General features: G+C 69.3%; 17 protein-coding genes. 13 read left to right on the forward strand and 4 right to left on the reverse strand.

Going from position 1 to position 19,113, the window contains the following annotated elements; all coding sequences use genetic code 11:
* Nucleotides 1-80: 80 nt before the first annotated feature.
* Entirely contained in the window at nt 81-1,205 is a 1,125-nt protein-coding gene (gene corA, locus ACZZZB_RS16535; RefSeq protein WP_071262530.1) for a magnesium/cobalt transporter CorA, read from the reverse strand.
* 107 nt (nt 1,206-1,312) lie between these two features.
* Between corA and ACZZZB_RS16540 the strand changes: the two genes are divergently transcribed.
* Both ACZZZB_RS16540 and ACZZZB_RS16545 read left to right on the forward strand, forming a co-directional pair.
* Nucleotides 1,313-2,428 carry a mannose-1-phosphate guanylyltransferase gene (locus ACZZZB_RS16540; protein WP_064294827.1) on the forward strand — a complete coding sequence of 372 codons (1,116 nt, stop codon included), beginning with the start codon at nt 1,313-1,315 and terminating at the stop codon, nt 2,426-2,428.
* 13 nt (nt 2,429-2,441) lie between these two features.
* The gene (locus ACZZZB_RS16545) at nt 2,442-2,930 is read left to right on the forward strand and encodes a hypothetical protein (protein WP_079707335.1); all 489 of its coding nucleotides are present in this window, start codon (nt 2,442-2,444) and stop codon (nt 2,928-2,930) included.
* A 40-nt stretch (nt 2,931-2,970) separates the two neighbouring features.
* Here the strand turns inward: ACZZZB_RS16545 and ACZZZB_RS16550 are convergent, their stop codons facing one another.
* The gene (locus ACZZZB_RS16550; RefSeq protein WP_463530277.1) at nt 2,971-3,972 is read right to left on the reverse strand and encodes a hypothetical protein; all 1,002 of its coding nucleotides are present in this window, start codon (nt 3,970-3,972) and stop codon (nt 2,971-2,973) included.
* A 275-nt stretch (nt 3,973-4,247) separates the two neighbouring features.
* Between ACZZZB_RS16550 and ACZZZB_RS16555 the strand changes: the two genes are divergently transcribed.
* From ACZZZB_RS16555 to ACZZZB_RS16605, 11 genes are all read left to right on the forward strand, one after another.
* Nucleotides 4,248-5,942 (forward strand): ABC-F family ATP-binding cassette domain-containing protein, encoded by a 1,695-nt coding sequence (locus ACZZZB_RS16555; protein WP_463530278.1) that lies wholly within the window; start codon nt 4,248-4,250, stop codon nt 5,940-5,942.
* Nucleotides 5,943-6,238: 296 nt separating this feature from the next.
* Nucleotides 6,239-7,345, forward strand: a complete 1,107-nt coding sequence (locus ACZZZB_RS16560) for a BMP family lipoprotein (RefSeq protein WP_124769713.1) — start codon at nt 6,239-6,241, stop codon at nt 7,343-7,345.
* Nucleotides 7,346-7,485: 140 nt separating this feature from the next.
* The gene (locus tag ACZZZB_RS16565; RefSeq protein ID WP_079707332.1) at nt 7,486-9,000 is read left to right on the forward strand and encodes an ABC transporter ATP-binding protein; all 1,515 of its coding nucleotides are present in this window, start codon (nt 7,486-7,488) and stop codon (nt 8,998-9,000) included.
* Nucleotides 8,997-10,283 carry an ABC transporter permease gene (locus ACZZZB_RS16570; RefSeq protein WP_124769711.1) on the forward strand — a complete coding sequence of 429 codons (1,287 nt, stop codon included), beginning with the start codon at nt 8,997-8,999 and terminating at the stop codon, nt 10,281-10,283. Before ACZZZB_RS16565 ends, ACZZZB_RS16570 begins: the two co-directional genes overlap by 4 nt.
* On the forward strand, nt 10,280-11,581 hold the full coding sequence (locus ACZZZB_RS16575) for an ABC transporter permease (RefSeq protein ID WP_079707330.1): 1,302 nt from the start codon (nt 10,280-10,282) through the stop codon (nt 11,579-11,581). The genes ACZZZB_RS16570 and ACZZZB_RS16575 overlap by 4 nt, the downstream gene beginning before the upstream one ends.
* A 2-nt stretch (nt 11,582-11,583) precedes the next feature.
* Entirely contained in the window at nt 11,584-12,003 is a 420-nt protein-coding gene (locus ACZZZB_RS16580) for a cytidine deaminase (RefSeq protein ID WP_463530279.1), read from the forward strand.
* Nucleotides 12,000-13,292 (forward strand): thymidine phosphorylase, encoded by a 1,293-nt coding sequence (locus ACZZZB_RS16585; RefSeq protein ID WP_463530280.1) that lies wholly within the window; start codon nt 12,000-12,002, stop codon nt 13,290-13,292. Before ACZZZB_RS16580 ends, ACZZZB_RS16585 begins: the two co-directional genes overlap by 4 nt.
* Nucleotides 13,293-13,841: 549 nt before the next feature.
* Entirely contained in the window at nt 13,842-14,369 is a 528-nt protein-coding gene (locus tag ACZZZB_RS16590) for a hypothetical protein (RefSeq protein ID WP_463530281.1), read from the forward strand.
* Nucleotides 14,370-14,483: 114 nt separating this feature from the next.
* The gene (locus tag ACZZZB_RS16595) at nt 14,484-15,617 is read left to right on the forward strand and encodes an adenosine deaminase (RefSeq protein WP_137243424.1); all 1,134 of its coding nucleotides are present in this window, start codon (nt 14,484-14,486) and stop codon (nt 15,615-15,617) included.
* Nucleotides 15,618-15,737: 120 nt separating this feature from the next.
* Nucleotides 15,738-16,205: a PTS sugar transporter subunit IIA gene (locus ACZZZB_RS16600; protein WP_463530282.1), complete on the forward strand. Its 468-nt coding sequence runs from the start codon at nt 15,738-15,740 to the stop codon at nt 16,203-16,205.
* The gene (locus ACZZZB_RS16605; protein WP_064294838.1) at nt 16,202-16,474 is read left to right on the forward strand and encodes a PTS sugar transporter subunit IIB; all 273 of its coding nucleotides are present in this window, start codon (nt 16,202-16,204) and stop codon (nt 16,472-16,474) included. The genes ACZZZB_RS16600 and ACZZZB_RS16605 overlap by 4 nt, the downstream gene beginning before the upstream one ends.
* A 57-nt stretch (nt 16,475-16,531) precedes the next feature.
* Here the strand turns inward: ACZZZB_RS16605 and ACZZZB_RS16610 are convergent, their stop codons facing one another.
* Nucleotides 16,532-18,235 (reverse strand): phospho-sugar mutase, encoded by a 1,704-nt coding sequence (locus tag ACZZZB_RS16610; RefSeq protein ID WP_463530283.1) that lies wholly within the window; start codon nt 18,233-18,235, stop codon nt 16,532-16,534.
* On the reverse strand, nt 18,232-19,065 hold the full coding sequence (locus ACZZZB_RS16615) for a purine-nucleoside phosphorylase (RefSeq protein WP_079707324.1): 834 nt from the start codon (nt 19,063-19,065) through the stop codon (nt 18,232-18,234). Before ACZZZB_RS16615 ends, ACZZZB_RS16610 begins: the two co-directional genes overlap by 4 nt.
* Between the last annotated feature and the right edge of the window lie 48 nt (nt 19,066-19,113).

Raw genomic sequence — 19,113 nt, forward strand, 5'->3', positions numbered from 1 at the left:
CCCGCCGCTAAGGCTGGCCTAACTGTCTCGACGTCGAGAGAGGCCGGACACCTGCGCGACGACCGGGCGACACCGGGTGTTCACAACCAGTTCCGTCGCTTGAACACCTTGTAGAGGATGACGCTCGTGGTGGCCATGAGCGCGAGCGCCATCGGGTAGCCGAACCACCACGACAACTCCGGCATGTGGGTGAAGTTCATGCCGTAGATCCCGGCGATGAGACTCGGGCCGAACAGGATGGCGGCCCAGGAGGAGATCTTCTTCACCTCGTCGCCCTGTTTGAGGCTCGCCTCGGTCATCTTCGCCATCTCCTCGTTCTGGCGTTGCCCGACGAGGGTGCTGTTCACGGTCAGGATGTCGCGCAACAGCTCGCGGTAGGCGTCGATCCGTTGGTTGACGCTCGTGAGGTGGTCGGCGACGTCGCGGAGGCCGCGTTGCAGTTCGTCGGCGACCCCGTACTTCGCGCTGCCCTGCTCGAGCGACAGCATCACGTCGCTGAGCGGGTGCGTCGCCCGTTCGAAGGCGATGACCTCGCGGGAGAGTTGGTAGATACGGCGGGACACCTGGGACTCGCCGACGAAGACCTGCTCCTCGATCTCGTCGATGTCGTTCGAGAGCCCGGCGACCACCGGACCGTAGCCGTCGACGACGGCGTCGATGATGGCGTACAGGATCGCCTGCGGACCATAGGCGAGGAGTTCGTGCTCCTGCTCCATCCGCGCCCGCACGTGCGACAGGTCGGGGGACTCGGCGTGCCGGAGGGTGATGACGAAGTTCGGGCCGACGAAGACGTGCAGCTCGCCGAACTCGACGGTCTCGGTCTCGTCGACGTAGTTGGCGGCCCGGAGGACGACGAACAGGACGTCGTCGTACCGCTCGATCTTCGGCCGCTGGTGCGCGGTGATGGCGTCCTCGACGGCGAGCGGGTGGAGGCCGAACTCCGCCGCCAGGACGCCGAGCTCGCCGGCGTCGGGCCGGTAGAGCCCGATCCACGCGACGCCGTCCGGGGTCTCGTGGAGCGCGCGGAAGGTGTCCTCCAGCGAGGTGAGCGTCGAGCTGCGGGAACCGTGTCGGTAGATGCAGGCGTTGACGATGCTGTTGCGCCCGTCGAGGTCCGCTGCGTCCGGCGGACCGACGGGGACCGGGGGAGCCTGCTTGCTGCCGAAGGACGGGATCGGGATCCCGAGGACGTTGCGTCCAGCCATGCTCGTACCGTTCTTTCTCATGCTCGATCTGGCGCTCATCGTAATCCCGTCACATGACGGTTCCGTGCCGTCGTCGTCAGGCTGGAGCCTGGCGGTACGCTCGGGGGATGACCACGCCCCTCGAACGCTTCTACGCGGTGATCCCGGCCGGCGGCATCGGCAGTCGTCTCTGGCCGCTCTCGCGAGCCGACGCACCCAAGTTCCTGCACGACCTCACCGGCTCCGGCAGCACGCTGTTGCGCGCCACCTGGGACCGCCTCGCGCCGATCGCCGGCGACCAGCGCATCATGGTCGTCACCGGGCGTGCGCACCGCGCGGCCGTCGAACAGCAGCTGCCCGACCTCGCCGACGCCAACGTGGTCCTCGAGAGCGAACCGCGCGACTCGACCGCCGCGATCGGGCTCGCCGCAGCGATCCTCGTCCGTCGCGAACCCGACGTCATCGTCGGCTCGTTCGCCGCCGACCACGTGATCCGCGGCGACCGCCTGTTCCGCGCCGCCGTCGCCCAGGCTGTCACTGCCGCCGAGGAGCGCTACATCGTCACGATCGGCATCCAGCCCACGGAGCCCGCCATCGGCTTCGGCTACATCAAGAGCGCCCGCGACCTCGGCATCCGCGGGGCCGAAGGGGTCATGCTGGTCGACTCCTTCGTCGAGAAGCCCGACCTCGCCACGGCCAAGCGGTACGTCTCGAGCGGCGAGCACCTCTGGAACGCCGGGATGTTCATCTCGCGGGCCGACGTCCTCCTCGAGGAGATCGGTCGGCAGAAGCCCGAACTCCTGGCGGGCCTCCTCGAACTCGCCGAGGTCTGGGACGACGCGGCGGCCCGCGGACCGGTCGTCGACCGCGTCTGGCCGGCGCTCGAGAAGATCGCGATCGACTACTCCGTGGCGGAGCCCGCCGCGGCCGCCGGTCGCATGGCCGTCGTGCCGGCGCACTTCGACTGGGACGACGTGGGCGACTTCGCCTCGCTCGCCAAGCTCAACTCCGGTGGGCGCAAGTCCGACCTCGCCATCCTCGGCGAGAACGCGCGCGTGCTGTCGGACGCCTCCAGCGGCATCGTCGTCAGCCAGACCGGTCGGGTCATCAGCCTCATCGGCGTGCAGGACATCGTCGTCGTCGACACCCCGGACGCTCTGCTCGTCACCACGAGCGCCAACGCGCAGCGGGTGAAGAGCGTCGTCGACGCCCTCAAGCTGTCCGGTCGCGACGACGTCCTCTGATCGGCGACCGACGGTGACCGCGCTGCGCGAGCTGCTCCTGCAGGCGGGCGCGCGTCTCCAAGCCGCAGGCGTGCGTGACGAGGCCCTGGCGGAGGTCTACACACCCCGCGGACTCCCGCTCGTGAAGCGGGCACCCGCGCTGCGGCCGATCGGCCGGGCGTGGCGCCTCGGGGTCGTCCTGCTCTCGGCCGACGGTCGCCTCTTCACCGCCGCCGAATCCACTCGGGCCGTGGAGCCGAAGTGGTTCAACCACCGCTCCTCGGAGGTCGAGCACCGTCGGATCGCGCAGCAGGCGGCCCACCGCGGCCCGTTCGCCGAGGGCGACGTCGTGAACTTCGAGGTCGTCGAGCTCGCGCTGGACGAGGCGTCACTCCGGGAAGGTTCAGGCCCGCTGCGACTCGTCGACGACACGGTCATGCTCCGCTGGGCCGGGCACGACCTCGGGCTCACCCCGCTCGACGCCTACCTCGACGACCGCGTCGCGCTGCTCATCGGCGAATGACCCGTTCGTTCGCCCATCCTTGGGAGAGCGAACCGGGCGATCAGACCGCGGGGCCGAACCACTCCGTGTAGAGCCGCCAGAAGTTGCGGTTGCCGTAGGCACTGCAGGCGTCGCCAGTGCCCGAGACGTTCGCGAGGGCAGCGGCGTTCGGTTGGTACGGCGTGTAGAGGTAGAGGTTCGCCGTCGCCTGGTTGCGGATGTCGACCTGGGTACCGCCGCAGGCCGCGTCGGGGCTGTACTGGATGTAGACCGATCCCAGGTGATACGCCCGCTGATAGGACTCACCGGGCACGTTGAGCGGGTACAGCGTGTACTGCCGGAACTGCCATGCGGAACGGTAGACCTGGTTCTGGAACCCGAAGTAGTCCGCGTCGCAGCTCGCGCTGAAGTTCGGGCCGGTGTCGGGGCAGCCCCAACCCATGGCGCGCGCGTAGCCGTACTCGCTCGGCCCGGTGATGAGCGACTGCTCCTTCTGCATGAGGACGAGCAGCACCTTGGGGTTGATCCCGCACGCGTGGGCGACCTTCGCGACGATCCTCGCCGCCGACTCGTTCACGGCGCCGCGGTAGGCCTCGCAGTGTCCGGGCTCGGCCGCCGAGACGGACTCGGTGCTGGCACGGAAGTCCGCCAGGCACGGCACGCCGTCTTTCGGGGTACAGGGCTGGGAGGCGAAGAACGCCTGGACGTCCGCCTCGCTCATGGCGTTCGCGTCGTAGAAGTTCGCGTCGCTGATGATCTCGCCCGGGTCGAAGTCCGTGCCGCGGACCGTGGGCGGCGCCGGCTGGGCAGGCTTGCCGGGAGCCGGCTTCGTCGGCTTCGGGCTCGCCGTCGAGGGCGTGGTCGGCGAGGGACTCGGGGTGGGCGTCGGCGTCGTTTGCGTCCGGCTCAGCTGCGAGCTCGCGGCGGCCGCGGTCGCCGGCGTGGTCGGCAGTGCGCCGAGCGCCACGAGCGCACCGATACCGAGCGCGGCGAGCAGCGAGGTTGCGGTCGATCGATGCGCACGGCGACGCCGCGCGGGCGAGGGGACCGACGGAGCACGCATGACGACCAGCCTAATCGGGACCGGTGACGTGCAGGGCTTGCGGCGGCCGACAACCGACGGATAGCCTGAGATCACTGTGAAGAACTGAGCGAATCGACCTCCCGCGCCTGCGGCAGACCATCACGAACGTGATGTGCCCGGCGGGAATCCATCGAGGTACGCCAGACGCTTCCAGGTCCGCCCAGGAGTTCGAGCCCAGCGCTCACTCCTGACGTGTCGGACGACGACCGTACGCGGCGTGCCCCATCTCGAAAGGGGCCTCCATGCGAGCACCCATGACCCACGCAACACCAGTCCACCGCCGCACCGCTTCGAGGTTCGGGCGATCCATCGACATCCAGCAGCTCCGCGCCGACGGCGTCACCCGCTCCTACGGCGACCGCGTCGTGTTGCGCGACGTCGACCTCGTCGTGTCGGCCGGGGATCGTCTCGGCCTGATCGGCGAGAACGGCGCGGGGAAGTCCACGCTGCTTCGCATCCTCGCCGGGATCGACGAGCCGGACGACGGCGAGGCCGTCCGCCCGGTGCGCACCGGCATCCTCATGCAGGAACTCGAGCTCCCGGAGGACACGACGGTCGGCGAGTTGCTGGAGCAGGCGCTCGGCGAGGTCCGGGCCGTCGAGCAGGAGCTCGAGACGTCGGCGGCGGCGCTCGGTGAGACGGGTTCCGCCGGTGACGGTTCCGCCGAGCAGCGGTACGCCGCCGCGCTCGATGCGGCGGAACGCGCCGACGTCTGGACGGCGGACGCCCGGTTGGACGCGGTCGTCGACGGCCTCGGCATCGCCGCGATCGAACGGTCGCGACGACTCGGTGAGGTGAGCGGGGGACAACGGTCCCGCTTCGCCCTCGCCGCGCTCCTCGTCGCGAGACCGACCGCACTGCTGCTCGACGAGCCGACCAACCATCTGGACGACGAGGCGGTCGCCTTCCTCCGCGGCCACCTGTCGGAGTGGCCGGGTCCGGTGCTCTTCGCGAGCCATGACCGCGCCTTCCTCGACGAGGTGGCGACGGGGCTCGTCGACATCGATCCGTCCCGCCCGGTCCCCGTCGGCGAGGCGTCACCCGTCGTGGAGTTCGGCGGGCCGTTCAGTGAGTACCTCGGCTGGAAGGCAGCGGAACTCGACCGGTGGTCGACGCGTTACGAGGAGGAGCAGGCCGAGCTGCGACGGCTCGCGTCCGCGGTGCACGACGTGGCCCCGCGGATCAACCACGATCGGGGCATCCGCGACAACAACCGCATGGCCTTCGGCATGCGCGGCGACCGCGTCGAGCAGCAGATCAGTCGGCGGGTGCAGAACGCGCAGCTCCGACTCGAGGTCCTCGAGCGCGAGCAGGTGCGGCGCCCGCCTCGCCAGCTCTCGTTCGCAGGGATCCCGAGCGGATCGACGGTCCTCGACGAGGGGGAGCAGCTGCTCGACCTCGCCGACGCCCGCGTGGACGGCCGGCTGCACCTCGAACGCCTGCAGCTGGCGCCCCGGTCGCGGGTGCTGGTCACCGGGGCGAACGGCTCGGGGAAGTCGACGCTCCTGGCGGTGCTCGCCGGGTCGCTGCGCCTCGATGCGGGGACCGTCCTCCGACGGAAGGGGCTCCGCGTGGGGCTCCTCGAGCAGGACGTCGCGTTCCCGGATGCGGAGCGATCACCTCGGGAGGTCTACGACCGGGCGCTCGGCGAGGCCCGTGCAGCGCGCACCCCGCTCGCGGGTCTCGGGCTCCTGGGGCTTCGCGACCTCGACCGCCCGATCGGCCAGCTCTCCGTCGGGCAGCAGCGCCGTCTGGCCCTGGCGCTGATCATCGCGCGGCCTCCGCACCTGTTCCTCCTGGACGAGCCGACGAACCACCTGTCGCTCACGCTTGCGACGGAGCTCGAGGACGCCCTCGGCGACTATCCGGGCGCGGTCGTCGTCGCGAGCCACGACCGATGGCTCCGTCGGCGCTGGAGCGGCGACACCCTGATGCTCGACCGCCGCTGACCGGGATCCCGGTCGGTTCTGCCTGGGCACCGAGCCGCGCTCGGTGCCCAGGTGGGAACCGCAACTACCCGGAGCGCAAGGCGACCGCCGGCGGGGTCGCTCCGCGCTCACGTGCGCAGCATCACGGCCCGGCGATGCGCGTCTGCGCATCCGCGTGTTTCCGGCGCATGACGCCGGTGCCACCGTTCTGTAACGCTTCGGTCGCGAAGCCGGGATCGTCCGTCCGGCAGTCGTCGTATTGGGTAACGTAACCCCATACGCCCCGTGACCCGCGGGGCTGCATCTTGGAGGCTACCTTGGCAATCTCAACTCGGAAGGCCGCTGCGGGCGCAATCGCCGGCGTCGGTCTCATGGCACTGCTCGCCGGCTGCGCATCGGCTCCCAGCACCGGCGACGGCGACTCGACCGGTGCCGCATCCGACTTCCTCCCGTGCATGGTCTCCGACGCCGGTGGCTTCACCGACAAGTCGTTCAACCAGCTCGGCTACGAGGGTCTGACCGAGGCGGCGAAGGAGCTCGGCGTCGAGCCCATCACCGTCCAGTCCGACAAGGCCGACGACTACAAGCCGAACCTGCAGAGCCTGGCCGACCAGGGCTGCTCGCTCATCGTCAGTGTCGGCTTCGCCCTCTCCGCCGACACGGTCGACGCGGCACTCGCGAACCCGGACGTCGACTACGCGATCATCGACGACGCGGCCGACAACGACTTCGACGGCAAGGTCGACGCCCCGAACATCAAGCCGATCCTGTTCGACACCGTCCAGGCCGCGTTCCTCGCGGGCTACGCAGCGGCCGACTACTCGAAGACCGGCGTCGTCGGCACCTTCGGCGGCCAGCCCTTCCCGTCCGTCCAGATCTTCATGGACGGCTTCGCCGAGGGCGTCGCGTACTACAACGAGCAGAAGGGCAAGAGCGTCCAGGTCGTCGGTTGGGACGTCGCCGCTCAGACCGGTTCCTTCACCGGTGGCTTCGAGGCGAACGACACCGCCAAGCAGCTCGCCCGCACACTCATCGACCAGAACGCCGACGTGCTCCTTCCGGTCGGTGGCCCGATCTTCCTGAGCGCGATCGCCGAGATCCAGGAGACCGGTAAGGACATCGCCATGATCGGTGTCGACGCCGACCTGTACGAGACCAACTCCGAGAACAAGGGCCTGTTCCTGACCTCCATCCTCAAGGGCATGAAGGCCGGCGTCGCCGACACCGTGACCGAGGCCGGTGGCGGCAAGTTCGACGCAGCTGCGTACATCGGCACCCTCGAGAACGAGGGCGTCGGCCTCGCGCCGTTCCACGACTTCGAGTCCAAGGTCTCCCCGACCCTGGCCGACGAGCTCGACACGATCAAGGCTGGCATCATCGACGGTTCCATCAAGGCGACCTCGGTCTCCTCGCCCGTCAAGTAGTCCCTCTTCACCCGGGCCCTCGCCCGGGACTCCGGGGGGAGGTCGCGATCCGCGACCTCCCCCCGCTTTGTTCGCGGCACGGCCGGACGGCGATCCCGACCGCCTGTGCCGACATCCGACACGTGACTAGATTGGGACCCATGAAGCTCGAGCTCCGCGGCATCACCAAACGGTTCGGTGCACTCACCGCCAACGACCACATCGACCTCACCGTCGAACCGGGGGAGATCCACTGTCTCCTCGGCGAGAACGGTGCCGGCAAATCCACCCTCATGAACGTCCTCTACGGCCTCTATCAGGCCGACGAGGGCGAGATCCTCCTGGACGACGTCGTCCAGCACTTCCAGGGCCCTGGCGACGCCATGGGCGCCGGCATCGGCATGGTGCACCAGCACTTCATGCTCATCCCCGTCTTCACCGTCGCCGAGAACGTCATGCTCGGCCACGAGCAGACCAAGGGCGGTGGCCGCCTCGACGTCGCAGCGGCCCGCAAGCTCGTCATCGACATCTCCGAGCGGTTCGGCTTCAGCCTCGACCCGGACGCCATCGTCGGCGACCTCCCGGTCGGAGTGCAGCAGCGCGTCGAGATCGTCAAGGCGCTCTCCCGCAACGCCAACGTCCTCGTCTTCGACGAGCCCACCGCCGTGCTCACCCCACAGGAGACGGACGAGCTCATGGCGATCATGAAGCAGCTGAAGGACGAGGGCACGTCCATCGTCTTCATCACCCACAAGTTGCGTGAGGTCCGCGAAGTCGCCGACCGCATCACCGTCATCCGCCTCGGCAAGGTCGTCGGCGAGGCCTCGCCCACCGCGACGAACGCCGAGCTGGCGTCCCTCATGGTCGGGCGTCCCGTCGAACTCACGGTCCACAAGGAGGCGCCGAACCTCGGCGACACCACCTTCACCGTGCAGGACCTGTCCGTCGTCGACCACCTCGGCCAGCTCGTCGTCAACGGCGTCAGCTTCGAGGTCCGCGAGGGCGAGGTGCTCGCCATCGCCGGTGTCCAGGGCAACGGGCAGACCGAGCTCACCGAGGCGATCCTCGGGCTGCAGCCGCACACCAAGGGCAGCATCAAGCTCGACGGCGTCGAACTCGTCGGGTCCACCCCGCGCAAGGTGCTCGACGCCGGCGTCGGGTTCGTGCCGGAGGACCGATCCGAGGACGGGCTCGTCAAACAGTTCACCATCGCCGAGAACCTCATGCTGGACCGATCGACGGGTGCACCCTTCGTGAAGGGCGGCAACGTCCAGCGCGGATTCCGAGACGAGTTCGCGCGCGAGAAGTCGCAGGAGTTCGACGTCCGGTCACAGGGCATCGAATCACCGGCCGGCTCCCTCTCGGGCGGCAACCAGCAGAAGGTCGTCCTCGCCCGTGAGCTCAGCCGCGAGTTGCGGCTGTTCGTCGCCGCACAGCCGACCCGCGGGATCGACGTCGGTTCGATCGAGTTCGTGCACAAGCGCATCGTCGCCACGCGCGACGCCGGCATCCCCGTCATCGTCGTGTCGACCGAGCTCGACGAGGTCGTCGCGCTCGCCGACCGCATCGCCGTCATGTACCGCGGCGGCATCGTCGGGATCGTCCCGGCATCGACCCCCAGAGAGGTTCTCGGCCTCATGATGGCCGGCGAACTCCCGGCAGGAGCAGCAGCATGAGCGAGACGTCCCACACCCCGCCCGGAACGGTCCAGCCGGTGGCACCGGGCGAGGCGAAGCCCGACACGACCCAGCCGCGCTCGAACAAGGTGCTCGCCGAGATCCTCAATTCGAGCATCGTCATCTCGATCCTCGCCGTCGTCCTGGCGATGGTCGTCGGTGCGATCCTCATCGCACTGACCGATCCGAAGGTCCACACCGCCGCCGGGTACTTCTTCGCCCGCCCGGGCGACACCATCGCGGCGGTCTGGCAGTCGGCGACCGGTGCGTACGGCGCGCTCTTCCAGGGGTCGATCTACAACTTCAAGCGCCCCGACTTCCTGAACGGCATCCGCCCGCTGACGGAGACGCTGACCTTCGCGACCCCGCTGATCCTCGCCGGACTCGGTGTCGGCCTGGCGTTCCGGGTCGGCATGTTCAACATCGGTGGGCGCGGTCAGATGCTCATCGCCGCCGCCTGCGCCGGATGGGTCGGCTTCACGCTCGACCTCCCGCCCGTGGTGCACCTGCTCGTCGCGATCGCCGCCGGCATCATCGGTGGCGCGTTCTGGGGCGGCATCGTCGGTGTCCTCAAGGCCCGCACCGGCGCGCACGAGGTGATCATCACGATCATGCTCAACTACGTCGCGTTCTACCTCATCACCTTCATGCTCTCCACGCAGGGGCTGTTGCAGGCTCCCGGGTCGAACGTGCCGAAGAGCGCGGGGATGGCGGAGAACGCCGTCTTGCCCAAGCTCCTCGGTGACCGCTACAACCTGCACGCCGGCTTCCTCATCGCGATCCTCGCGGTCGTGTTCGTGTGGTGGCTGTTCAGTCGGTCCTCGATCGGCTTCCGCTTCCGGGCGGTCGGTGAGAACCCGAACGCCGCTCGCGTCGCGGGTATCGACGTGAAGAACACCTACGTGTACGCCATGCTGCTCTCCGGTGGACTGATCGGTCTCGCCGGCGTCTCGCAGGTGCTCGGTACGGTGACCTCCGGGTTCGACAACGGCATCGACGCCGGCATCGGCTTCGACGCCATCACCGTCGCGCTCCTCGGACGCAGTCGGCCGGGCGGCATCCTCATCGCCGGCATCCTGTTCGGTGCGCTCAAGGCCGGTGGGTACTCCATGCAGGCCACCCAGGGCGTCAACGTGCCGATCGACATCGTGCTCGTCCTCCAGGCACTCATCGTGCTGTTCATCGCGGCTCCGCCGCTCGTGCGGGCGATCTTCTTCCTGCCGAAGCCCGACGGCTCGACGCGCCGAACGCGTCGCTCCGCCAAGAAGGAGGTGTCCGCATGAGTGGATTCACGCTCGACAAGCAGACGCCGCAGCCGGCTCCCGACGCCCCGATCGTCCTCGAGACGGTCGTCGTCCGGAGCTGGAAGGCCCCGATCGCGTTCGGGATCTTCACCGTCATCGCGTTCCTGTTGTTCGTCATCTGGCACCGCGACGGCAACAGCACGTTCCGGCTCTCCAGCGACGGCGACGTCATCCAACTGCCGACGGTCGTGCTCCCGTCCACGGTCACCGGCATCGTCGTCACGATCCTCCTGGCCGCCATCACGGCGCTGAGCGCGTACCTCGTCACGACGGGCAAGAAGGTCCCCCTCTGGCTCATCACCGTGTTCGGTGTGCTGTTCATGGTCGGGTTCCTGTCGTGGGCCGCCGCGGGCAAGGCGATCCCGATCACCGGGCTCCTGCTCGGTACCGTCGCCCTGAGCGTCCCGCTCATCTTCGGTGCGCTCGGCGGCGTCATCTCCGAGCGGGTCGGCGTCGTGAACATCGCGATCGAGGGCCAGCTGCTCGCCGGCGCGTTCTCGTCCGCCTTCGTCGCCTCGGTGACGGGGAACGCCTTCCTCGGGCTCGTTGCGGCGATGATCGCCGGCACACTCGTGAGCTTCCTGCTCGCGGCCTTCTCGATCAAGTACCTCGTCGACCAGGTCATCGTCGGTGTCGTGCTCAACGTCCTCGTCGTCGGACTCACGAGCTTCCTGTACTCGCAGGTGCTCACGAAGAACGAGGCGCTCTTCAACAGCCCGCCGAAGTTCCCCCGGATCAACATCCCGATCCTCAGCGAGATCCCGCTCATCGGACCCGTGCTGTTCCGCCAGACGATCATCATCTACCTGATGTACATCGCCGTGGCCGTGGTGTTCTTCTGCCTGTTCTACACGCGCTGGGGCCTCCGCCTCCGCGCCGTGGGTGAGCACCCGCAGGCGGCTGACACCGTGGGTATCAACGTGAACCGGACTCGTTTCTGGAACGTCGCGCTCGCGGGCGCGATCGTCGGCCTCGGTGGGGCGTACTTCACCCTGGGCTCGGTCGGTGCGTTCAACAAGGAGATGACGGCGGGCGCCGGCTACATCGCGCTCGCGGCGGTCATCTTCGGACGCTGGGACCCGCTCAAGGCGACGCTCGCCGCGCTGCTGTTCGGCTTCACGCAGAACCTGCAGTTCGCATTGAGTGCCATCGGCTCCCCGGTGCCGAGCGCGTTCATGCTCATGCTGCCGTACGTGGTGACGATCTTCGCGGTCGCCGGACTCGTCGGCATCTCCCGCGGACCGGCAGCCGCCGGCAAGCCCTACGTGAAGGGCTGACCGTGAGCGACACGGCGACCACGCCACCCGTCGACTGGGAGGCGCTGCACACCGCGGCCCGGGAGGCGATGGGTCACGCCTACGTGCCCTACAGCCGGTTCCCGGTCGGCGCGGCTGCTCTCGTCGACGACGGCCGGATCATCTCCGGCTGCAACGTCGAGAACGCCAGCTACGGCCTGACGCTGTGCGCGGAGTGCGCGCTCGTCTCCGCCCTCCACATGTCTGGCGGAGGACGCCTCGTGGCGTTCGCCTGCGTCGACGGCAAGGGCGAACGCCTCATGCCGTGCGGCCGGTGCCGACAGCTGCTGTACGAACACTCGACGGCGGGCATGCTGCTCGACACCGTCTCCGGTATCCGCACCATCGACGAGGTCCTGCCGGACGCCTTCGGACCACGTCAACTCGAGGAGTACCACGCATGAGTTCCGTAGAAGCATTCGACGTCGTCGACCTCATCCGCACGAAGCGGGACCGCGGAGAGCTGTCGACGCCGCAGATCGACTGGCTGATCGACGCCTTCACCCGTGGCTATGTCGCCGACGAGCAGATGTCGGCGCTGGCGATGGCGATCCTGCTGAACGGCATGGAGCGGCGCGAAATCCGCGACCTCACGATGGCGATGATCGCGAGCGGTGAGCGGATGAGTTTCGCGTCGCTCGACAAGCCGACCTCGGACAAGCACTCGACCGGCGGCGTCGGCGACAAGATCACCCTGCCGCTCGCCCCGCTCGTCGCCGTCTTCGGCGTCGCGGTGCCGCAGCTGTCGGGCCGCGGGCTCGGGCACACGGGTGGGACGCTCGACAAGCTCGAGAGCATCCCCGGCTGGCGTGCGGCGTTGACGAACGACGAGATGATGGCGCAGCTGGCGGACGTCGGCGCGGTCATCTGCGCCGCCGGCTCCGGTCTCGCCCCGGCCGACAAGCGTCTGTACGCCCTGCGCGACACGACGGGCACGGTCGAGGCGATCCCGCTCATCGCGTCGAGCATCATGTCGAAGAAGATCGCCGAAGGCACCGGGGCGCTCGTCCTCGACGTCAAGTTCGGCTCCGGCGCCTTCATGCAGGACTACGGACGTGCCGAGGAACTGGCGCGCACGATGGTCGCGCTCGGAACGGACGCCGGTGTGGCCACGACCGCGCTGTTGACGGACATGAACGTCCCGCTCGGCCTCGCGATCGGCAACGCGAACGAGGTCCGCGAGTCCGTCGAGGTCCTCGCGGGTGGCGGTCCGGCGGACGTCGTCGAGTTGACCCTCGCCCTCGCGCGGGAGATGCTGACCCTCGCCGGACAGCCGGACGCTGACGTCGAGGGCGCCCTCGCGGACGGTCGGGCCATGGACGTCTGGAAGCGCATGATCCGCGCGCAGGACGGCGACCCGGACGCAACGCTGCCGGTGGCCAAGGAGACCCACGTCGTCACGGCGTCGCGCGACGGCGTGCTGGCGACGCAGGAGGCACTGCCGTTCGGCATCGCGGCCTGGCGCCTCGGTGCCGGTCGGGCCAGGCAGCAGGACCCGGTCATCCACGCGGCGGGCATCGACCTGCGCGCGAAGCCGGGCGACGAGGTCCGGGCCGGACAGCCCCTCTTCACGCTGAGCGCCGACGATGCGGCCCGCTTCCCGCGGGCGCTCGAGGCCCTCGAGGGTGCCTACACGATCGAGGACACCGCGCCCCCGCGCGGCCCCATCGTCCGGGCCCGCATCGAGGCCTGACGGCCGCCCGTTCGCCCCGTGTGGTTGTCCAATTCTGCCTTGGACCGCCACACGGGGCGAATGGATACCCGCTGACCCTGCTCCACAGCGACCCCGCCGGCTGGCGCGTGCCCATCAGCCGGTCGGAGTGAAGCGCGGGGCAGGACCGGCGTCGAAACTCGGGGGATGGGCTTTCGGAAACCGCTCCCGCCTACTGCCGCCGGCGCGCTCTCGACAGCGGCAGCGATGCAGCACGGAGTCACTCGAGCGCAACTCCGCAATCCTGAACTGGCCGCCCCGTTTCGCGGAGTCCGGCTGGCCGCGAGTGGGTTCGATGCTGAGGATCCGGTTCAGCTGGCGCGAGCGTACCTGCCCAAGCTACCGCTCGGGTCCGTCTTCAGCCATCACACGGCTGCATCGGTCTGGGGGCTACCGTTGCCCGATGGAACGCTGCCGCCGTCGCTGCACGTGACGACCCCGCCACCGGGCAGGGCGAGACGTGGGGTAGGAGTCATCGGACACCGGTCGGTGCTGTCCGAGACGGAGAAGGCCGTGCGTTTCGGATTGCCGGTGACGACCCCCGCTCGCACCTGGTGCGATCTGGCGAATCTGATCGATGTCCCGGGGCTCGTCGCCGTGGGCGACCGGTTGTTGTGGTTCCAGGACCCGCTGTGCACCGGGCGAGAACTCGAGGATGCCGTCGACGTGACGCGCGCCGGTGTCCGCTCCCTCCGTGCAGCGCTTCCACTGCTGTCGGACCGTTCCCAATCGCACCGCGAGTCCATGCTCAGAGTGCTCATCGTGCTGAGTGAGTACCCGTTCCCGTCGCCGTCGCCGAATCACGAGTTGACGCTCCGGCCCGGTGGACGGCGGGTGCGTCTGGACCTCGCGTTCCCGACCCAGCAGCTCGCTCTCGAATACGAGGGCGACCATCACCGCACGAACCGCGCCCAGTGGCGCATCGACATTCGTCGGATCGACGACCTCGAAGCTGCTGGATGGCACATCATGCGTGTCACGGATGACGATCTGCGTGACGGCGCCGACCTGCTGGATCGACTCGCCGTCCGTCTCCGCGGCCGAGGCTGGCGCCCCTGATCCACTACTCACTCGCCCCGTGTGGTCGTCGCGGAGTGCGCCGGACAGCCACACGGGCGAACCGGCGAGGACGGGCCATGTCGCGCGGTGAGCGTGAGCGGTACAGTGAACCCCGTGACCTCTGCAGACGAATCCCCCCTCTCCGGCGTCGACCTCCGCGCGCTCCCGAAGATCTCGCTCCACGACCACCTCGACGGCGGTGTGCGGCCCGCCACGATCATCGAGCTGGGCGAAGCGAACGGTGTCGACGTCCCTGTGTCGGACCCCGACGGCCTGGCCGACTGGTTCTACACGCAGTGCAACGCCGGCTCGCTCGTCGAGTACCTGAAGACCTTCGACCTCAGCACCGCGGTCATGCAGACCGAGGAGGGGCTCGTCCGCATCGCGCGCGAGTTCGTCCAGGACCTCGCTGCGGACGGCGTCATCTACGGCGAGGTGCGCTGGGCTCCCGAACAGCACCTCACCCGGGGTCTCAGCCTCGACGCGGTCGTCGAGGCCGTCCAGGAGGGCATCGAGCTCGGCATCAAGGATGCGGCCCACTCCGGCTCCGACATCCAGATCGGCCAGCTCATCACGGCCATGCGGCACGCCGACCGCGCCCTCGAGATCGCTGAGCTCGCCGTGCGCCATCGCGAGCGCGGCGTGGTCGGGTTCGACATCGCCGGCGCCGAGGCGGGCTTCCCCGCCAGCAAGCACCGACTGGCGTTCGACTACCTCGCGGCCGAGCTGTTCCCGGTGACCGTCCACGCGGGGGAGGCCGACGGCATCGAGTCGATCCGGAGCGCCATGCTCGACGGCCGTGCGTTGCGACTCGGCCACGGTGTCCGCATCGCCGAGGACATCTTCATCGAGCGCGACGACGCCGAGTCCCTCTACGCCACGCTCGGTCCCGTCGCGGAGTGGGTCCGCGACCGCAAGATCCCGTTGGAGCTCAGCCCGCAGTCGAACCTGCAGACCGGCGCCATCGCGGCCTGGGGCGAGGAGCTCGAGGACCACCCGTTCGACCTGCTCTACCAGCTCGACTTCGCCGTCACGGTCAACGTCGACAACCGCACCATGAGCGACACGAGCCTGACGAAGGAGCTCGCGCTCCTCTCCGAGGCGTTCGACTACGACCTCACCGACCTGGAGACCTTCCAGCTGAACGCCGCCGCCGCGACGTTCCAGCCGCTGGAGATCCGCGAGGCCCTGGCCGACCGCATCTCGGAGGCGTTCGACGAGTTCCTCGACGACGACGACGAGGACTGACGATGTCGGCAGGTGCTGCTCCGGCGACCGCCTGGGCGGCACCTGCGCGGCAGGCTTCCAGCCTCGCAGCGTTACGATGGTTCCGATCCATTCGGGTCTACCGATCCTCTGATTGAAGCGATGCCACTCCCAGAACTGTCCGAAGCCAGCGTCGCGCTCCACGTCGATGCAGACGACTGGCGCGAGGCGATCCGCGTAGCCGGAGCGCTGCTGTCCGACACCCACGCGACGGACGTCGCGTACACCCAGCGGATGATCGACGTCGTCGAGGAGTTCGGCGCATACGTCGTGATCGCGCCGGGCCTGGCGCTCGCGCACGCCCGACCGGGTGCCGACGTCCACGAGGACGCCCTCGTCGTCGCGACGCTCGCTGCTCCGGTCCGGTTCGGCCACCCCCACAACGACCCCGTGTCAGTGGTCCTCGGCCTCGCGGTCACCACCGCCGAGTCGCACGTGGGCTGGGTGGCGGAGATCGCCAACGTCTTCAACGACGAGACCGCCATCCCGCGGCTCGCAGCGGCCACGACGCTCGACGAGGTGCGGGCCGTGTTCGGTGCGTCCCCCCTGAGCATCGGAGACCAGGCATGAAGATCGTCGCCGTCTGCGGTTCGGGGGTCGGCTCCTCCGCGATCCTCAAGCTCAACGCCGAACGCGCGCTCGAACGCCTCGACCTCGAGGCCGACGTCGTCGCCGGTGACATCGAGAGCCTCGGCACGACCGCGGCCGACGCCCAGGTGATCCTGACCTCGCCGGAACTCGTCGAGCGCATCGGCAAGACCTTCGCCGACATCGTCGTCATCGACAACTACTTCGACCTCGCCGAACTCACCGAGAAGCTCGAACGCGCCATCGGCTGACCGGTGCGGCCCGGTCTCCGGGCCGCACACCGCCAGGCCGCTCGGCCCGTCGAGCTGCTAGGAGACGAGCGCCGTCAGGTCCGTCCGCAGCGCGGCGAGCCGGGCCGTGACCGTCGCCGCCCGCTCGGCGGCGTCACCGTCGGCGGACTGGACGTCGACGTACACCTTGAGCTTCGGCTCCGTGCCGCTCGGCCGGATCATGACCCTGGTGCCGTCGTCGAGCCAGACGCGCAGGACGTCGCTCGGCGGGAGCGCCTCGAACCCGTCGGCGAGGTCGTCGATCCGGGTCACCCGGGCGCCCGCCAGTTCCGTCGGTGGGAGCGCCCGCAGTCCGGACATGACCTCGTCGATGCGGCTGAGCTCCGCGTAGCGGATGGAGATCTGGTCGCTGCCGAAGGAACCGAAGGTGTCCGCGAACCGGTCGAGGAGCCCCGCGACGCTCTCGCCCGCCTGCGCCGACGCCGTCGCGAGACCGAGGAACGCGACGGCGGCCGAGATGCCGTCCTTGTCGCGCACGGTCCCGGGGTTCACGAGGTAGCCGAGGGCCTCCTCGAAGCCGAAGAGCATGCCCGGCGTCCGGGAGATCCACTTGAACCCGGTGAGCGTCTCGCGGAACTCGAGGCCGTGCGCCTCGGCGACGATGCGCAGGGCGGGGGAGGAGACGATCGAGCACGCGAGCGTGCCCTCGGGTGCTGCATCGCCGTCGAGTGCAGCACTGGCGGCCTGGGCGGCCCGCCAGCCGAGGAGGAGACCGACCTCGTTGCCGGTGAGTCGACGGAACCCCGACGGTGCCGCGTCGTCTGGGATCGCGATCGCCAGGCGGTCGGCATCGGGGTCGTTGGCGATGATGAGGTCGGCGCCGACCGCTCGGGCCGTCGCGAAGGACAGGTCGAGTGCGCCCGGCTCCTCCGGGTTCGGGAAGCTGACGGTCCGGAAGGTGGGATCGGGATCGATCTGCTCGGTGACGAGTTCCGGTGCCGGGTACCCGGCGGTCTCGAGGACGCGTCGGGTGGTCTCCCAACCCACGCCGTGCATGGCCGTGTAGACGACGCGCAGCTGGCCGCCCGCCGGGGCGGGAGCGACGGCCGCGGTCTCGGCGACATAGGCGTCGACGACATCCTCACCCGCGATCTCGAACCCGTCGCTGCGCGGGAGGTCCTGGACGAGCGCCGTCTCGGCGATGCGCCCGATGTGGGCGGCGATGGCCGCGTCGGCGGGGGAGACGATCTGGGACCCGTGGTGCTCGCCGCCCAGGTACACCTTGTAGCCGTTGTCGGCGGGCGGATTGTGACTCGCGGTCACCATGACGCCGGCCGAGGCGTCGAAGAACCGCACGGCGAACGCGAGGACGGGCGTCGGCAGGAGCCGTGGGAGCAGGATGGCGCGGACGCCGGCACCGGCCATCAGTTCGGCGGTGTCGCTGGCGAACACGGCGGAGTTCTTCCGGCCGTCGTATCCGATGACGACGCTCGGCGTCACGCCTGCCGGCGCCTGCTCGAGCAGGTAGGCGGCGAGTCCGGCCGCGGCCTGCGACACGAGGACCCGGTTCATCCGGTTGGAACCGGCCTCGATGCGTCCGCGGAGCCCGGCCGTGCCGAACTGCAGCCGGGTGTCGAAGCGGTCGTGCAGTTCTGCGACGGCCACGTCGTCGGACACGCGGGCACGTTCGACGAGGCCTGCCAGTTCGGCCCGGGTCTCGTCGTCGGGATCCTGGGCGAGCCAGGCCTCGGCGGTCGCGAGCAGGCTCGTCGCCTCGCTCACAGGGCCGCGACGATCTGCGCGAGGAGCTTGCTGATCACCGGTTCGGCCGCCTGGCCGGCCTCGATGACCTCAGCGTGGCTGAGCGGCGTCTGCTGGATGCCGGCCGCGAGGTTCGTGATGAGCGACATCCCGAGGACTTCCATGCCGGCCTGACGTGCGGCGATCGCCTCGAGCGCGGTCGACATGCCGACGATGTGGCCACCGATCGCCTTCGCCATCTGGACCTCGGCCGGGGTCTCGTAGTGCGGTCCGCGGAACTGCGTGTAAACGCCTTCGTCGAGCTCCGGAGCGACGCTGTGCGCGATGTCCCGCAGCCGCTTGGCGTAGAGGTCGGTGAGGTCGATGAACGTCGCGCCCTCGAGCGGCGAGTCGGCCGTGAGGTTGATGTGGTCGCTGATCAGCACGGGCGTGCCGGGCGTCCAGTGGTCCTTGATGCCACCGGCGCCGTTCGTCAGCACCATGATGCCCGCGCCGGCCGCAGCGGCCGTCCGGACACTGTGCACGACCCGGCGGACACCGTGGTTCTCGTAGTAGTGCGTCCGGGCGCCGATGACGAGCGCACGCTTCCCGCTCGGGAGCAGGACCGAGCGCAGGGTGCCCACGTGGCCCTCGAGCGCCGGCTTCGAGAAGCCGACGATCTCCGAGGCCGGGATCGTCGCCGTCGTCTCGCCGATCAGATCGGCGGCCTTGCCCCAGCCGCTACCGAGGGTGAGCGCGATGTCGTGGCGTTCCACGCCGGTCTTCTCGGCGATCTGGCCGGCGGCTTCGCGGGCGATCTCGAAGGGATCGACGTCGGACAGATCGAGTGGATTCGCTGAGGTTTCGGACATCCTCTCACTCTAGACAGAGGCGGGGCCGGCACCCAACCGTGCCGGCCC

It is taken from the genome of Plantibacter sp. AC185, assembly GCF_979258065.1.

Excerpts from the sequence above, each read along its gene's own strand:
- ACZZZB_RS16565 (WP_079707332.1), top strand. The coding sequence starts at position 7,486 with ATGAAGCTCGAGCTCCGCGGCATCACCAAACGGTTCGGTGCACTCACC.
- ACZZZB_RS16550 (WP_463530277.1), bottom strand. The coding sequence starts at position 3,972 with ATGCGTGCTCCGTCGGTCCCCTCGCCCGCGCGGCGTCGCCGTGCGCAT.
- ACZZZB_RS16600 (WP_463530282.1), top strand. The coding sequence starts at position 15,738 with ATGCCACTCCCAGAACTGTCCGAAGCCAGCGTCGCGCTCCACGTCGAT.
- ACZZZB_RS16540 (WP_064294827.1), top strand. The coding sequence starts at position 1,313 with ATGACCACGCCCCTCGAACGCTTCTACGCGGTGATCCCGGCCGGCGGC.
- ACZZZB_RS16615 (WP_079707324.1), bottom strand. The coding sequence starts at position 19,065 with ATGTCCGAAACCTCAGCGAATCCACTCGATCTGTCCGACGTCGATCCC.
- ACZZZB_RS16570 (WP_124769711.1), top strand. The coding sequence starts at position 8,997 with ATGAGCGAGACGTCCCACACCCCGCCCGGAACGGTCCAGCCGGTGGCA.
- ACZZZB_RS16605 (WP_064294838.1), top strand. The coding sequence starts at position 16,202 with ATGAAGATCGTCGCCGTCTGCGGTTCGGGGGTCGGCTCCTCCGCGATC.
- corA (WP_071262530.1), bottom strand. The coding sequence starts at position 1,205 with ATGGCTGGACGCAACGTCCTCGGGATCCCGATCCCGTCCTTCGGCAGC.
- ACZZZB_RS16555 (WP_463530278.1), top strand. The coding sequence starts at position 4,248 with ATGACCCACGCAACACCAGTCCACCGCCGCACCGCTTCGAGGTTCGGG.
- ACZZZB_RS16575 (WP_079707330.1), top strand. The coding sequence starts at position 10,280 with ATGAGTGGATTCACGCTCGACAAGCAGACGCCGCAGCCGGCTCCCGAC.
- ACZZZB_RS16585 (WP_463530280.1), top strand. The coding sequence starts at position 12,000 with ATGAGTTCCGTAGAAGCATTCGACGTCGTCGACCTCATCCGCACGAAG.